The sequence below is a fragment of the Pseudomonas sp. S8 genome (assembly GCF_050473925.1).
Classification (GTDB): domain Bacteria; phylum Pseudomonadota; class Gammaproteobacteria; order Pseudomonadales; family Pseudomonadaceae; genus Aquipseudomonas; species Aquipseudomonas parakoreensis.
In genome coordinates, this window is the sequence record NZ_JBFDVZ010000016.1 from 3820361 (window position 1) to 3836805 (window position 16445).

Sequence of the window (16445 nt, forward strand, 5' to 3'; positions counted from 1 at the left end):
CCCCAGGAAAGCCACCAGCCGATACACCGGGTATTCCCGGTTGCACCTTGGGCGCGAATGCTATGCAACAAAGTAAAAAAGGTGCAACCAGTTTCTGGCGATTAAGTTGCACCTAGTCGGATATACCGATAAATACGCGGTTTTTGCTCCTTTTTAGCGCAGTCACTGCGCTCCGCTAGAAGTAAAAGCACCAAGCAGGAGCGGCACGTCAGTACCAGAAAATAATTCCTGACGAAGCGTTTATTTTTCCGACAAAAAAAGGGTTGCACCCGGTTGCACCTCTTTCGGCGCACGGCTAATCTTGCCGCCAGCTGATGCCACGCAACTGTGGCAACCATGAGGATAAAAATATGGCTACCACCACCCTTGGGGTCAAACTCGATGACCCGACCCGCGAGCGCCTGAAGGCTGCCGCGACCTCGATTGATCGCACACCGCACTGGCTGATCAAGCAGGCAATTTTCAATTACCTGGAAAAACTCGAGGGTGGTGCAACCCTGACCGAGCTGAACGGTTTGACCGCCAAGGACAGCGACGACGCCGGTGAAGTCCACACCGATCACGCGCACCAGTGTTTCCTCGAATTCGCTGAAAGCATCCTGCCGCAATCGGTACTGCGCGCCTCGATCACCGCTGCTTACCGTCGCCCTGAGCCGGAAGTGGTGCCGATGCTGATCGAGCAGGCGCGCCTGCCGGCTCCGATGGCCGAAGCCACCAACAAACTCGCCGCGACCATCGCGGAAAAACTGCGTAACCAGAAAAGTGCCGGCGGTCGTGCAGGCATTGTTCAGGGCCTGCTGCAGGAATTTTCCCTGTCGTCCCAGGAAGGCGTGGCCCTGATGTGCCTGGCCGAAGCGCTGCTGCGCATCCCGGACAAAGGCACTCGCGATGCGCTGATCCGCGACAAGATCAGCACCGGCAACTGGCAGCCGCACCTGGGCAACAGCCCATCGCTGTTCGTCAACGCCGCGACCTGGGGTCTGCTGCTGACCGGCAAACTGGTGTCGACCCACAACGAAGCCGGCCTGACTTCGTCGCTGAGCCGGATCATCGGCAAGAGCGGCGAGCCGATGATCCGCAAGGGCGTCGACATGGCCATGCGCCTGATGGGCGAGCAGTTCGTCACCGGCGAAACCATCGCCGAAGCACTGGCCAACGCGAGCAAGTTCGAAGCCAAGGGCTTCCGTTATTCCTACGACATGCTCGGTGAAGCGGCGCTGACCGAACACGACGCGCAGAAGTACCTGGCGTCGTACGAACAAGCCATCCACTCGATCGGCAAAGCGTCTCACGGTCGTGGGATTTATGAAGGCCCGGGCATTTCCATCAAGCTCTCGGCCCTGCACCCGCGCTACAGCCGTGCGCAATACGAGCGCGTGATGGACGAGCTGTACCCGCGGCTGCTGTCGCTGACCCTGTTGGCCAAGCAATACGACATCGGCCTGAACATCGACGCCGAAGAGGCTGATCGTCTGGAGCTGTCGCTGGATCTGCTCGAGCGCCTTTGCTTCGAGCCACAGCTGACTGGCTGGAACGGCATCGGTTTCGTGATTCAGGCGTACCAGAAGCGTTGCCCATACGTGATCGACTACGTGATCGACCTGGCTCGCCGCAGCCGTCATCGCCTGATGATCCGTCTGGTGAAAGGCGCGTACTGGGACAGCGAAATCAAGCGCGCCCAGGTCGAAGGCCTGGAAGGCTATCCGGTCTACACCCGCAAGGTGTACACCGACGTTTCCTACATCGCCTGCGCGCGCAAACTGCTGTCGGTGCCGGAAGTCATCTACCCGCAGTTCGCCACGCACAACGCCCACACCCTGTCGGCGATTTATCACATTGCCGGTCAGAACTATTACCCGGGCCAGTACGAATTCCAGTGCCTGCACGGCATGGGCGAACCGCTCTACGAGCAGGTTGTCGGCAAAGTTTCCGAAGGCAAGCTGAACCGTCCGTGCCGCGTGTACGCACCGGTCGGCACCCATGAAACCCTGCTGGCGTACCTGGTGCGTCGTCTGCTGGAAAACGGCGCGAACACTTCGTTCGTCAACCGCATCGCCGACCAGTCAATTTCGATTCAGGAACTGGTGGCCGATCCGGTGGCGCAGATCGAGCAGATGGCGACTGTGGAAGGTGGTTTCGGCCTGCCGCACCCGCGCATTCCGCTGCCGCGTGACCTGTACGGCGCCGAGCGCGCCAACTCCGCCGGCATCGACATGGCCAACGAACATCGTCTGGCCTCGCTGTCCTGCGCCCTGCTCGCCACTGCGCACAACAACTGGAAAGCCGTGCCGATGCTCGGTTGCGCTTCCAGCAACGAAGCCCCGGCACCGGTGCTGAACCCGGCGGATCACCGCGATGTGGTCGGTCACGTGCAGGAAGCCACCGTCGAAGACGTCGACAACGCGATCCAGTGCGCGCTGAATGCTGCACCGATCTGGCAGGCCACCCCGCCCGCCGAGCGCGCGGCGATTCTGGAGCGTGCCGCTGACCTGATGGAGGGCGAGATCCAGCCGCTGATGGGCCTGCTGGCCCGTGAAGCCGGCAAGACCTTCGCCAATGCCATCGCCGAAGTGCGTGAAGCGGTCGACTTCCTGCGTTACTACGCGGTGCAGGCGCGCAACGATTTCAGCAATGACGCCCACCGCCCATTGGGCCCGGTGGTGTGCATCAGCCCGTGGAACTTCCCGCTGGCCATTTTCAGCGGTCAGGTCGCTGCCGCACTGGCCGCCGGTAACCCGGTACTGGCCAAACCGGCTGAACAGACGCCGCTGGTTGCCGCACAAGCCGTACGTTTGCTGCTGGAAGCCGGGATTCCCGAAGGCGTGCTGCAACTGCTGCCGGGTCGCGGTGAAACCGTCGGCGCCGGTCTGGTCGGTGATGAGCGCGTCAAAGGCGTGATGTTCACCGGCTCCACCGAAGTCGCGCGCCTGCTGCAACGCAACATCGCCGGTCGCCTCGACAATCAGGGCCGTCCGATTCCGCTGATCGCCGAAACCGGCGGGCAGAACGCGATGATCGTCGATTCTTCGGCACTGACCGAACAAGTGGTGATCGACGTGGTGTCCTCGGCCTTCGACAGCGCCGGTCAGCGTTGCTCGGCCCTGCGCGTGCTGTGCCTGCAGGAAGATTCCGCCGACCGCGTCATCGAAATGCTCAAAGGCGCGATGGCTGAAAGCCGTCTCGGCAACCCTGAGCGCCTGTCCGTGGACATTGGCCCGGTGATTGACGCCGAAGCCAAGGCCGGTATCGACAAGCACATCCAGGCCATGCGCGATAAAGGTCGCAGCGTGTATCAGGTGGCTATCGCCGACAGTGAAGAAGTCAAACGCGGCACCTTCGTCATGCCGACCCTGATCGAGCTGGAAAGCTTTGACGAACTGCAACGCGAGATCTTCGGCCCGGTGCTGCACGTGGTGCGCTACAAGCGCAAGGACATCGACCAGTTGATCGGCCAGATCAATGCCTCCGGTTATGGCCTGACCCTCGGCGTACACACCCGCATCGACGAGACCATCGCCAAGGTGATCGACAACGTCAACGCCGGTAACGTCTACGTCAACCGCAACATCGTCGGTGCCGTGGTCGGCGTGCAGCCATTCGGCGGCGAAGGCCTGTCGGGTACGGGCCCGAAAGCCGGTGGTCCGCTGTACCTCTACCGTCTGCTGTCGACGCGTCCTACGGACGCCATCGAACAATCCTTCGCTCGCGGTGATGCGCTCGTCGCCCCGGACGTGCGTCTGCGTGAGGCCATGAGCAAACCGCTGAACGCTTTCAAGGCCTGGGCCGAGAGCAACCAATACGCCGAACTGAGCACCCTGTGCGTGCAATACGCCGCGCAGTCGCAAAGCGGTATCACCCGCGTGCTGGCCGGCCCGACCGGCGAGAAAAACAGCTACGCGATCCTGCCGCGTGAACACGTGCTGTGCCTGGCGGACGTCGAAGGTGATCTGCTGACCCAACTGGCGGCGGTATTGGCGGTCGGCGGTTCGGCGGTATGGCCGGAATCCGACATCAGCAAGGCCTTGTTCGCACGCCTGCCGAAGGACGTTCAGGCGCGGATCAAACGGGTTGCCGACTGGCACAAGGATGAAGTGGTGTTTGATGCCGTGCTGCATCATGGTCATTCCGACCAGTTGCGTGGCGTCTGCCAGCAGATCGCCAAGCGGGCCGGTGCGATCGTGGGCGTTCAGGGCCTGTCCCAGGGCGAGACCAACATTGCCCTGGAGCGTCTGGTGATTGAGCGGGCGTTGAGCGTCAACACCGCGGCGGCGGGTGGTAATGCGAGCTTGATGACTATCGGTTAATACCGATAGATCGGGCACCTGCATAGGTGCTCGGCATAGTCACAATCCCTGTGGGAGCGAGCTTGCTCGCGAAAGCGGTTTGCCAGTCAACTCATCTGTTGAATGTGCCGACCTCTTCGCGAGCAAGCTCGCTCCCACAGTGGTTTGTGGTGTTTGCAAAGCTGATGCTCGGCTTCAACATCACCGTCATCAATCATCCTGTTCAGCCTTTATCAGCACGCCTAGACTCGGCCCAACCCCAATGTTCAGGTAGGCCGCCATGTCCGAGACGCTGCTCAGTTCCCGCAATCTGGCTTTCGAGCTGTACGAAGTCCTCGATGCCGAGGGCCTGACCCGGCGTGAGCGCTTTGCCGAGCACAACCGTGAAACGTTCGATGCGGCCATTGGCACCGCGCGCAGCATCGCCGAGAAATACTTCGCACCGCACAACCGCAAGGGCGACGAGAACGAGCCGCGCTACGAAAATGGTCAGGCGGTTCTGATCCCGGAAGTGAAACCGGCGGTGGACGCATTCCTCGAGGCCGGCTTCCTGAATGCCGCGCGCAGTTTCGAAGCGGGCGGCATGCAATTGCCGACGCTGCTGTCGCAAGCCTGCTTTGCGCACTTTCAAGCGGCGAACGCGGCGACCACTTCCTACCCGTTCCTGACCATGGGCGCGGCCAACCTGATCGAAAGCTTCGGCAGCGACGAGCAGAAACAGCGCTTCCTGCAACCGATGATCGACGGCCGTTTCTTCGGCACCATGGCCCTGACCGAACCGCACGCCGGTTCGTCGTTGTCGGATATTCGTACCCGCGCCGAGCCGGCGTCTGACGGCACCTATCGCCTGAAGGGCAACAAGATCTTCATTTCCGGCGGCGATCACCCGCTGTCGGAAAACATCGTGCACATGGTGCTGGCCAAACTGCCCGACGCGCCGCCAGGCGTGAAAGGTATTTCGCTGTTCATCGTGCCGAAGTTTCTGGTCAATGCTGACGGCAGCCTCGGTGCACGCAACGATGTGCTGCTGGCCGGGCTGTTCCACAAGATGGGCTGGCGCGGCACCACCTCGACGGCACTGAACTTCGGCGATAACGGCGATTGTGTCGGCTATCTGGTGGGCAAGCCGCACCATGGCTTGAGCTACATGTTCCAGATGATGAATGAGGCGCGGATCGGCGTCGGCATGGGCGCAGTGATGCTCGGCTACGCCGGTTACCTGTACTCGCTGGAATACGCCCGCGAACGCCCGCAAGGCCGAGTGCCGGACAGCAAGGATCCAACCACCGCGCCAGTGGCGATCATTCAGCACGCCGATGTCAGACGCATGCTGTTGACGCAAAAGTCCTACGTCGAAGGGGCGTTTGACCTCGGTTTGTACGCGGCGCGACTGTTCGATGACACCACCACGCTGGAGACCGAAGCCGAGCGTAAACAGGCCCATGAGTTGCTGGATCTGCTGACGCCGATCGTCAAATCCTGGCCGTCGGAGTTCTGCCTGAAGGCCAACGAACTGGCGATCCAGATTCTCGGCGGCCACGGTTACACCCGCGAATACCCGGTTGAGCAGTATTACCGCGACAACCGCCTGAACCCGATCCACGAAGGCACCCACGGTATTCAGTCGCTGGACTTGCTCGGGCGCAAACTGGCGCAGAACGGCGGCGCCGGATTGAAGCAACTGATCCGTCTGATCGCCAACACCGCCGAGCGCGCGACAGCGTATGAATCGCTGACCGCACTGCGTGAGCCACTTGAGAAACTGGTGGCGCGCCTGCAAGCGGTGACCATCGGCCTGCTGACCGATCTGGCGCAGGGCAAGGTCAACAGCAGCCTGGCGAATTCGGCGCTGTACCTGAAGGTGTTCGGGCACACGGTGATTGGCTGGCGCTGGCTGGAACAGGCGGTTCGGGCTGAGGAAGGCTTGGCCAAAGGCAATGCGGCGGATGCTGACTTCTATAAGGGCAAGCTGCAGGCGGCGCGGTATTTCCTGACGTGGGAAGTGCCGGGCTGTCACCATGAGCTGGCGTTGCTGGAGGCGCGGGATGATACGTGCCTGGCGATGCAGGATGCGTGGTTTTGATCCGGATTTTTTGTCGCTGCTGATGCCGTCTTCGCGGGCAAGCCCGCTCCCACAGGGTCCTGTGGCGTTCACATATTAAGTGACCTGTCACAAGACCTGTGGGAGCGGGCTTGCCCGCGAAGAGGCCCGAACGGAGGACACATCAGCTCAACTTGAACCCACCCATCTGCCGCGCCAGATCATCCGCCAACCGCTGCAACATCTGACAATCCTCACGACACGCCCGCACCTCTCCGGCCGTGGCCCGGGCCAGATCGGAAATCCCCTGCACGTTGCGGTTGATCTCTTCAGTCACCGCCGACTGTTCTTCTGTCGCGGTTGCCACTTGATGGTTCATGTCGCTGATGCGCTCGACCTGCCCGGTAATCGCGGTCAACGACGCGCCGGTACGCTGGCTCGATTCAACCCCGGTGCCGGTCGCCGCCTGCCCGGTGCGCATCGATGACACCGCGTTTTCTGCGCCTTGCTTGAGGCTGCCGATCATTTGCTGAATCTCGTCGGTGGAGGCCTGAGTCCTGCGCGCCAAGGTGCGCACTTCATCCGCCACCACGGCAAACCCGCGCCCCATATCTCCGGCGCGCGCCGCTTCAATCGCCGCGTTGAGCGCCAGCAAGTTGGTCTGCTCGGACACGCCGCGAATTACCGCCAGTACCGAATCGATCGACGCCACCTGATGCGCCAGCTCACCCACCGCGCCCGCCGCCACACCAATCTCATCGGACATGCTTTCGATATGACGGATCGAGCCGCCGACCACCTCCCGCGCCTGCAGCGCTTCATCGCGAGCAGTTTGTGAAGCAAGCGCGGCGTTGCCGGCGTTCTGCGCGATTTCCTGCACGGTCAGGCCCATTTCATGCACCGCCGTGGCGACCATGTCGGTCATTTCCTGCTGGCGCCCGGAGCGTTCAGCGGTGTTTTCCACCACTTTCGCCACTTGGCCGACTGCCGTGCGCAAGCGCTCGCTGGTGGTCAGCACTTCGCCAATCAGCCCGCGCTGGCTGTCGAGAAAACGGTTGAAGCCGCGCGCGAGATCGCCCAGCTCATCGGCGCGACTGGAATCTAACCGATGGGTCAAATCTCCACCGCCGCTACCGATCGCTACCAGCGCGGCTGTTACCTGACGAATCGGTCGCACCAGCCCTTGGGCCAGCCACACCACCAGCGCCAGGCACACCAGTGCCACCGCCAGACCGATGCCGCCACTCATCCACATCGCCTTGCGGGCTTCGGCGTAGATCTGCGATTGCGGCACTTCGGCCACCAGCGTCCAGCCCAGATCGCGCAGCGGCAGGCTGAAGGCGAGGAAGTCTTCGCCATCGCGCTGGAACGAGCTGTTAGTGGCGACTTTTTGACCCATGACCGCTTGCGCCGCCGACGCACCGATTTGCTCCGTGAGGGTGCGCTTGCCGCTGAACTGCGCCTCGGGATGGACCTGGATCAAACCGTCGGAACGCACGAGATAGACCTTGCCGCGCTCGCCAAAGCTGAAGTTGTGAATCAGCTCCGACAGCTCTTTCATGCTCAAGCCCAGCCCGGCGACACCGACCACTTTGCCGGCCTGCTCGACCTTCAAGTCGATGAACAGCGCCAATTCTCCAGTGGCGCCATCGTTGTCGATGTTCAGGGTGCGCGGCTGGTTGCTGTCGAGGAAGGAATAGAACCAGGCATCGGCTGGTTTGGTCCGGCTGAGCGTGCGATCCAGGCCTTTTTCGGTGATGTAGTGATTGGAGTCACTGCCGATGATCAACGCAGTGAAGGCTTTATGTTCGGCGCGGATGCCTTCCAGATACTGCGCGAAGGCCGCTGTTTTGCTGCTGTCTTCACCCGAGGCCAGCCAGTCGCGCACCATGCTGTTGCTGGCGATGTCTTTGGCGGCGGTCAGCGGCTGGACGAGGATGCGTTCGATGTCGTTGCGCGTCGCTTCGATGCTCGACGGCAGCGCTTGTTCGACCAGATAGCTCTGGGCGAGGCGGTTGACCACCAGGGTATAAATGCCAACCACGATCAGGATGCTGACCAGCAGGGCGGTGCCCATGCTGAGAATCAGCTGCCATTGAATACTGCGTCGCCACAACTGCATGGAGCACCCCCAAAGAATAAGTGGCCGAAACAATGCAACAGCCGTGCCGATTGTATACAACCCGATCGACAATCTATTCTTTGGTTGTGCGCAACCCCATCAGCCCTGATTGATGGTCTTGGCGATGGTGTCGACCGTGGCGCTGACTTGCTCTTGGTAACGGTCGAGTTCCTGCTGGTGCTGCTTCTTCATTTCGATCTGCTGCGAGCACAGGTTCATCGCTGCCAGCACCAGCAAACGGTCACCGATCAGCGTCGGGTATTTGCGTTTGGTGTCGGCCAATGCGGCCTTGAGCATCAGTGCGGCGTCCAGCAGGGTCTGTTCTTCCCCGGCCGGTGCCTTGATCGAATAGTCCTCCCCGAGAATGGAGATGACTTTTACCCCTGCGGTGCCGTGGTTCATGCGCTGACAGGACCTGCGTTGACGCGATCAACCAGGGCCTGGATGCGCGCTGCGGTGGCGCCATGCTTCTCTTCCTGTTCCATCAGGCTCAGTTGCAGGCTTTCGTTTTCATCCTTGGCCTGGGCCAGTTCCGTGGACAGGGTCTGGTTGGTTTGCGCGAGGGTCTGGTTCTGTTGCACCAGGTCGCTGACGAGCTGTTCCAATTGGCTGAGGGATGCTTCCAACATTTTGATCTTCCAGGCGTTTTTCAAAGGGCGCGTACGATAAAGAAAAGTCACTGCGGATGCCAGGGTTATACCGGCGCAAGGCCTTGATTTTCCTGGCGGCCGACTGTTCTCGCGAGTTTAAAAGACTGTGATCTGCCGATCTGGTTCCTGCACTTCGTCGCTCAGCCCCCTATGCGACAAATACGCACAGTGCCTCAAGACTTTAGTCGTATGACCGATAAGTCATCCATACAGCAGTCTCAGCCCGCATGGATGCGGCCCTTTCTGGTATCCGCGCCATGTCCCTTCGCAATATGAATATCGCCCCCAGGGCGTTCACCGGCTTCGCTCTGATCGGCGGCCTGATGCTGATTCTCGGCGTGTTCGCCCTGAACCAGATGAGCAAAATCCGCGGCGCTGCCGAGGACATCACCAACAGCAGCGTGCCGAGCATCAAGAACCTCGACGAGTTCACCCAACTGACCTTGCGCCTGCGGGTGCTGTCGTATCGCTTGCTGGTCAATCGCGAGCCGGACGTGCAGCAGAAGACCATGGAACTGCTGGACACCCGCAACCAGCAGATCCGCGCCGCCCAATCGGCCTATGAGCCGTTGATCAGCGGCCCGCAGGAACGCGCGGCCTACGATCAATATGTGCAGTTGCTGGGCCAGTACCGGCAGATCGAAGACCGGATGAAAACGCTGTCGCGCAACAATCAGGTGGATGAACTGCGCAACCTGCTCAACACCGAGTTGCTGAACAACTCCGAAGCGATGAACACGGTGCTCAACCGCCTGATGCAGATCAACGGCGAGCAGATCAGCCAGACCAACCAAGAGGCTGCCGAGCAGTATGCCTCGGCGTTCAATCTGGTGGTCACCCTGCTGGTGGTGGCGACCGGTCTGACCTTGCTGTTCGCCTGGCTGCTGACCATCAGCATCACCAAGCCGATTTCCAAAGCGCTGGACGCGGCGGAAACCATCGCCGAGGGCAACCTGACCCAGCCGATCCACGTCGACGGCAGCGACGAAGCCGGGCGCCTGCTGGCGGCCATGGCCAAGATGCAATCGAAACTGCGCGACACCTTGCAGCGCATCTCCGGCTCGGCCACCCAGCTTGCATCTGCAGCGGAAGAGCTGAACAGCGTCACCGACGAAAGCGCCCGTGGCCTGACTCAGCAGAACAACGAAATCGAACAGGCCGCCACCGCCGTCAACGAGATGACCAGCGCCGTGGAAGAAGTCGCGCGCAATGCGGTGAGCACTTCGGAAGCCTCGAAGAACGCCACCACCTCGGCGGGTGACGGCCGCGACCTGGTGCAGGAAACCGTCAGCGCTATCGAACGCATGAGCGCCGATGTGCAGAGCACCGCGACCCTGATCGGCGATCTGGCGAATGAATCCCGTGACATCGGCAAGGTGCTGGACGTGATTCGTGGTCTGGCGGATCAGACCAACCTGCTGGCCCTGAACGCGGCGATTGAAGCGGCACGTGCCGGTGAAGCCGGGCGTGGTTTCGCCGTAGTCGCCGATGAGGTGCGTGCCCTGGCGCATCGCACCCAACAGTCGACCAGCGAAATCGAACGCATGATCGGCAGCATCCAGAGCGGCACCGAACACGCCGTGGATTCGATGCGCAACAGCACCGAGCGTGCCGAATCGACGCTGAACATTGCGCGTGGCGCCGGGATGTCGCTGGACACCATCAATACCGCGATCGTCGAGATCAACGAGCGCAATCTGGTGATCGCCAGCGCCGCCGAGGAGCAGGCGCAAGTGGCGCGCGAAGTGGATCGCAACCTGGTGAACATCCGCGACCTGTCGGTGCAGTCGGCCACCGGCGCGAATCAGACCAGTGCGGCGAGTAACGAGCTCTCGCGCCTGGCGCTGGACCTGAACAATATGGTTGGGCGGTTCAGCCTGTAAGGCCCACTTCGCCATATCGGGAGCACTCCATTGTGGCGAGGGGATTCATCCCCGATGGGTGGCGAAGCCGCCCCAAACCCGGCTAACAAGGTGGATCAGGTTTGCTCCATCAGCCGGTTTACGACTGCTTCGCAGCCGATCGGGGATAAATCCCCTCGCCACAGTTTTCATTCGGTGCACATTCAATGTGATGCCAGCGTAAAAACCTTTTTGACAGCATCACATTTCAACAGGTTAGAATCGCTGGCACGCAGACTGCATGGTCAGTTTGTGCCCGTCTTTACGCTTCTGGAGTACTGCCTTTGAATGCGACGACCATCAACAGCCTGTTCTTGATCGGCGCGTTGCTGGTAGGTGCGAGCATTCTTGTCAGCTCACTGTCCTCCCGTCTCGGCATTCCCATTCTGGTGATCATCCTCGCGGTCGGCATGACCGCCGGGGTCGATGGCGGCGGGATCATTTTCGATAACTACCCGACGGCTTATCTGGTCGGCAACCTCGCACTGGCGGTGATCCTCCTCGACGGTGGCTTGCGCACCCGGGTTTCGAGTTTCCGCGTGGCCCTGTGGCCGGCGCTGTCGCTGGCGACGGTTGGGGTGCTGATCACCACCGGGCTCACCGGTATGGCCGCCGCGTGGCTGTTCGACCTGAACCTGATTCAGGGCCTGCTGATCGGTGCCATCGTCGGTTCGACTGACGCCGCTGCGGTGTTCTCGCTGCTCGGCGGCAAGGGCCTCAACGAACGGGTGACCGCCAGCCTGGAAATCGAATCCGGCAGCAACGACCCGATGGCGGTGTTCCTCACCGTGACCCTGATCGACATGCTCGCCAGCGGCCAGACCGGCCTGCACTGGAGCCTGCTGACGCACCTGATCCGCGAATTCGGCATCGGCGGCGTGATCGGCCTCGGCGGTGGCTGGCTGATGCTGCAACTGGTTAACCGGATCAACCTCGCCACCGGCCTGTACCCGATTCTGGTGATCGCCGGCGGTCTGGTGGTGTTCGCCCTGACCAACGCCCTGCACGGCAGCGGCTTCCTCGCGGTGTACCTGTGCGGGCTGGTGATCGGCAACCGCCCGGTGCGCAGCCGTCACGGCATCCTGCATATGCTCGACGGCATGGCCTGGCTGGCGCAGATCGGCATGTTCCTGGTGCTGGGGCTGCTGGTCACTCCGCATGATTTGCTGCCGATCGCCCTGCCCGCCCTCGGTCTGGCGCTGTGGATGATTCTGTTCGCCCGGCCGCTGTCGGTGATCGTCGGCCTGCTGCCGTTCAAGGCGTTCCATGGTCGCGAGAAAGCGTTTATTTCCTGGGTCGGTCTGCGCGGCGCGGTACCGATCATTCTCGCAGTGTTCCCGTTGATGGCCGGGCTGCCGAATGCGCAGCTGTACTTCAACCTCGCGTTCTTCATCGTGCTGGTGTCGCTGCTGGTGCAGGGCACAAGCCTGCCGTGGGTCGCCAGACTGCTCAAGGTGACAGTGCCGCCGGAGCCGGCGCCGATCTCGCGATCGGCGCTGGAGGTGCACATCACCAGCGAGTGGGAACTGTTCGTTTACAAGCTCGGCGCCGAGAAATGGTGCATTGGTTCACCGCTGCGCGAGCTGAAAATGCCCGAGGGCACACGTATCGCCGCGCTGTTTCGTGGCCAGCAACTGCTCCATCCGTCGGGTAGTACGGTGCTGGAAGTCGATGATTTGCTGTGTGTTATCGGCCATGAACATAACCTTCCGGCCCTCGGCAAACTGTTCAGCCAGGCGCCGCAACGCGGCCTCGACCTGCGCTTCTTCGGTGACTTCGTCCTCGAAGGAGACGCCCAGCTTAAAGCGGTTGCGGCGCTGTACGGGTTGCCGGCCGAGGGCATTGATCCGGACATGACCCTGGGCGCGTTCATTGCCCAAAAAGTTGGCGGTGCGCCGATCGTTGGCGACCAGGTGGAGTGGAACAACACCCACTGGACGGTCGCGGTCATGGACGGGAACAAGATCGGCAAAGTGGGCGTCAGATTCCCCGAAGGAAGTCGCCCGGGTCCCGGTCTCTTCCTCTAAACTGCGTCCACTCTCACTTGCTTGACCGGTCTCTATGCCTACCCTGCGCTCTTTCTTTTTCGCGGCCCTGCTGGGCCTGAGTCTTTCCGTCGGCCCGCTGTATGCCGCTGAACCGCCGTCCAGCGAAGCCGTGCAGGCCAGCCTGGACAAACTGGCCGACAGCAAACTGCCGGATGCCGACAAAAAGACCCTGCAAACGGTCCTGCAAACCACGCTCAACCAGCTCAACAGCCGGCGTGATTACGACCAGAAGCTGATCGACCTCAAGCAGCAACTGGCTTCCGCCCCGCGGCAGACCATCGAGAACACCCGCGAACTGGCACGCCTCAAGGCCACGGCAGTGGTGCCGGTGGCGCAGCGTTTCAGCAAAGAGTCGATCCAGCAGCTGGAGCAGATCCTCACCGATCGCTCGACCCAGCAAAGTGACCTGCAAAAAGCCCTGGCCGATGCCAACAGCCTGATCATCACCGCCCAGACTCGCCCAGAGCGTGCGCAGGCAGAAATCTCTGCCAGCCAGACGCGCATCCAGCAGATCAACAACATCCTCAAGTCCGGCAAGGACAGCGGCAAGACCGTCAGTGCCGAACAACGCGATCAATTGAACGCCGAGCTCGCCGCGTTGAACGCACTGATCCCGCTGCGCCGCCAGGAACTGGCCGGCAACAGCCAGTTGCAGGATCTGGGCAACAGCCAGCACGACCTGCTCACGGAGAAGTCCGACCGACTCGATCGCGAGATCCAGGAACTGCAGACGCTGATCAACCAGAAGCGCCTGGCACAGTCGCAGGAAACCGTCACCCAGCAATCGATCGAGGCACAGAAGGCCGGCGGCAGCAGCCTGCTCGCCACTGAAAGCGCCGCCAACCTCAAGCTCTCTGACTACCTGCTCAAAAGCACCGACCGCCTCAACGAAGTCACCCAACAGAACCTGCAGACCAAACAGCAACTCGACAGCCTGACCCAGAGCGACTCAGCCCTCGACGAGCAGATCAACGTGCTCAAGGGCAGCCTGCTGCTGTCGAAGATTCTCTATAAGCAGAAACAGGCGTTGCCGCGGCTCAAGGTCGACCGCGATCTGGCGGACCAGATCGCCGACATTCGCCTGTATCAGTTCGAAGTCAGTCAGCAGCGCGAACTGCTGAGCAACCCGGCGACCTACGTCGACAACCTGCTTTCCACCCAGCCACCGGAACAAGTCACCCCGCAACTGCGCAAGAGCCTGATGGAACTGGCCAACACCCGCGCCGACCTGCTGGAGCGTCTGAACCGTGAACTGAGCGCGGTGCTCAACGAATCGATCACCCTGCAACTCAACCAGAAACAACTGCTGAGCACCGCGCAGAGCCTGCGTGCGACCCTCGACGAGCAGATGTTCTGGATCCCCAGCAACAAGCCACTGGACACGGAATGGCTACGCGGTGTGCCGGAGCGGCTCAAGCGGCAGATCGATACCCTGCCGCTGGCCTCAAGCCTGAGCGAGCTGACCGACGGCCTGACCCAGCGTCCGCTGCTGTTTCTGCCGCTGGCCCTGCTGATCGGCGCTCTGCTGTGGCGGCGCAAGGCGCTGTATGCGCGGCTGAACAAGGTTCACCAGGACATCGGTCACTTCAAGCGTGACAGCCAGTGGCATACCCCGCAGGCGATCCTGATCAACATTCTGCTGGCGATGCCGGTGGCCCTTGGCCTGGCGCTGTGCGGGCTGGCCCTGCAGATCGATGCCCGCGGGCAGAACGCCAACATGGGCGCGGCGCTGCTGCAAATGGGTCAGGCGTGGCTGGTGTTCTACACCGCTTACCGAATTCTCTCGCCAGGCGGTGTGGCCGAGTTGCATTTCCGCTGGGACAAGCCGCAGGTCGAGTTCCTTCAGGGCTGGATCCGCCGCCTCGGGCTGGTGGTGATGGCGCTGGTGACCGTGGTGGCGGTGGCGGAACTGCAACCGGCGGCGCTGGCCGACGACGTCATCGGCATGCCGGTGGTGCTGACCTGCTACGCGCTGATGGCATGGCTGCTCAGCCGCCTGCTGATCAGCAGCCCGGCCCACGAAAACACCTCGCTGTTCCGCAAGGCCGTGGGCGTGATGTTCACTCTGTTGCCAATCGCCCTGTTCGTCGCGGTGTGCTTCGGCTACTACTACACCGCGCTGAAACTCAGCGACCGGTTGATCAACACCCTGTACCTGCTGATGTTCTGGCTGGTGATCGAGGCTACCTTCGTCCGTGGTCTGGCGGTCGCCGCACGCCGCCTGGCCTATCAGCGCGCCCTGGCCAAACGTCAGGCGGCCAAGGAGGCCGGCGACGGCGAAGCGGTGATCGAAGAGCCGACCCTGGACATCGAGAAGGTCAACGAACAGTCCCTGCGCCTGATCCGTCTGGCGCTGCTCGGTGGCTTCATCGCCGCGCTGTACTGGGTCTGGGCTGACCTGATCTCGGTGTTCTCGTATCTCGACAACATCACCCTTTACGAATACACCAGCGGCACCGGCGCCAACATGAGCATGGTGCCGATCAGCATCGGCGACATGCTCGGCGCGCTGATCATCATCGGCATCACCTTCGCCCTGGCGCGCAACCTGCCGGGTCTGCTGGAAGTGTTCGTGCTGTCGAAACTCAATCTGGCGCAGGGCAGCGCCTATGCGACCACGACGCTGCTGTCCTACGTGATCGCCGGCGTCGGTTTCGTTTCCACGCTGTCGACCCTCGGCGTCAGCTGGGACAAGTTGCAGTGGCTGGTGGCGGCGCTGTCGGTCGGTCTCGGTTTCGGTATGCAGGAGATCTTCGCCAACTTCATCTCCGGCATCATGATCCTGTTCGAACGCCCGGTGCGGATCGGTGACACCATCACCATCGGCAACCTGTCGGGCACGGTCAGCAAGATCCGCATCCGCGCCACCACCATCACCGATTTCGACCGCAAGGACATCATTGTCCCGAACAAGACGTTCATTACCGGACAACTGATCAACTGGTCGCTGACCGACACCATTACCCGCGTCACGCTGAAACTCGGTGTGGATTACGGCTCCGACCTGGATCTGGTCAAGGAACTGCTGCTCAAGGCCGCCCGGGAAAACCCACGCGTGCTCAAGGAACCCGAGCCGCACGTGTACTTCCTCAACTTCGGCGAAAGCACCCTCGATCACGAACTGCGCATGCACGTGCGTGACCTCGGTGACCGCAACCCGGTAATCGATGAAGTGAACCGCTTCATCAACCGCGAGTTCAAGAAGCAGCACATCAACATCTCGTTCCGCCAGATGGAGGTGTACCTGAAAAACCTTCATGGCCAGGAATACAAGCTGGTACCCATCGAAGACGAGAACAAAACCATCGTCCCGATCGGCACGGAGCAAAAGCCGCTGCAAGAGCCGCCGCCGGCCAAACTCGACTAACCGGTCTGATCCCAGCAGAATGCTCGGACATTC

The 16445-nt window shown here is 61.6% G+C and carries 7 protein-coding genes and 2 pseudogenes; 6 read left to right on the forward strand and 3 right to left on the reverse strand.

What is annotated here, in order from left to right; genetic code table 11:
- The first annotated feature begins 350 nt into the window (after positions 1–350).
- Complete coding sequence (putA, locus tag AB1J88_RS18360; RefSeq protein ID WP_430291659.1) at positions 351–4304, forward strand: trifunctional transcriptional regulator/proline dehydrogenase/L-glutamate gamma-semialdehyde dehydrogenase; 3954 nt, start codon at positions 351–353, stop codon at positions 4302–4304.
- Positions 4305–4563: 259 nt separating this feature from the next.
- On the forward strand, positions 4564–6366 hold the full coding sequence (locus tag AB1J88_RS18365) for an acyl-CoA dehydrogenase (RefSeq protein ID WP_430291661.1): 1803 nt from the start codon (positions 4564–4566) through the stop codon (positions 6364–6366).
- A gap of 142 nt (positions 6367–6508) precedes the next feature.
- Here the strand turns inward: AB1J88_RS18365 and AB1J88_RS18370 are convergent, their stop codons facing one another.
- The 3 genes from AB1J88_RS18370 to AB1J88_RS18380 all read right to left on the reverse strand — a co-directional run bounded on the left by AB1J88_RS18370 (position 6509) and on the right by AB1J88_RS18380 (position 9075).
- Positions 6509–8446: a methyl-accepting chemotaxis protein gene (locus AB1J88_RS18370; protein WP_430291662.1), complete on the reverse strand. Its 1938-nt coding sequence runs from the start codon at positions 8444–8446 to the stop codon at positions 6509–6511.
- A gap of 99 nt (positions 8447–8545) precedes the next feature.
- The gene (locus tag AB1J88_RS18375; protein WP_007967308.1) at positions 8546–8848 is read right to left on the reverse strand and encodes a cell division protein ZapA; all 303 of its coding nucleotides are present in this window, start codon (positions 8846–8848) and stop codon (positions 8546–8548) included.
- Entirely contained in the window at positions 8845–9075 is a 231-nt protein-coding gene (locus AB1J88_RS18380) for a hypothetical protein (RefSeq protein WP_007967306.1), read from the reverse strand. Before AB1J88_RS18380 ends, AB1J88_RS18375 begins: the two co-directional genes overlap by 4 nt.
- A gap of 344 nt (positions 9076–9419) precedes the next feature.
- On the opposite strand from AB1J88_RS18380, the pseudogene AB1J88_RS18385 reads away from it, so the two are divergent.
- The 4 genes and pseudogenes from AB1J88_RS18385 to mscK form a co-directional block, all read left to right on the forward strand.
- Positions 9420–10076, forward strand: a pseudogene (locus AB1J88_RS18385) (MCP four helix bundle domain-containing protein); the annotation flags it as partial.
- Positions 10077–10379: 303 nt separating this feature from the next.
- A pseudogene (locus AB1J88_RS18390) lies at positions 10380–10979 on the forward strand (methyl-accepting chemotaxis protein); the annotation flags it as partial.
- A 302-nt stretch (positions 10980–11281) separates the two neighbouring features.
- Complete coding sequence (locus tag AB1J88_RS18395) at positions 11282–13024, forward strand: potassium/proton antiporter (protein WP_041074130.1); 1743 nt, start codon at positions 11282–11284, stop codon at positions 13022–13024.
- Positions 13025–13058: 34 nt separating this feature from the next.
- Positions 13059–16412, forward strand: a complete 3354-nt coding sequence (gene mscK, locus AB1J88_RS18400) for a mechanosensitive channel MscK (protein WP_430291663.1) — start codon at positions 13059–13061, stop codon at positions 16410–16412.
- Positions 16413–16445 lie beyond the last annotated feature (33 nt).

What these genes read in the sequence shown, in the direction of transcription:
- putA (WP_430291659.1), top strand. Translation starts at nt 351, where the DNA reads ATGGCTACCACCACCCTTGGGGTCAAACTCGATGACCCGACCCGCGAG.
- AB1J88_RS18375 (WP_007967308.1), bottom strand. Translation starts at nt 8,848, where the DNA reads ATGAACCACGGCACCGCAGGGGTAAAAGTCATCTCCATTCTCGGGGAG.
- AB1J88_RS18365 (WP_430291661.1), top strand. Translation starts at nt 4,564, where the DNA reads ATGTCCGAGACGCTGCTCAGTTCCCGCAATCTGGCTTTCGAGCTGTAC.
- AB1J88_RS18370 (WP_430291662.1), bottom strand. Translation starts at nt 8,446, where the DNA reads ATGCAGTTGTGGCGACGCAGTATTCAATGGCAGCTGATTCTCAGCATG.
- mscK (WP_430291663.1), top strand. Translation starts at nt 13,059, where the DNA reads ATGCCTACCCTGCGCTCTTTCTTTTTCGCGGCCCTGCTGGGCCTGAGT.
- AB1J88_RS18380 (WP_007967306.1), bottom strand. Translation starts at nt 9,075, where the DNA reads ATGTTGGAAGCATCCCTCAGCCAATTGGAACAGCTCGTCAGCGACCTG.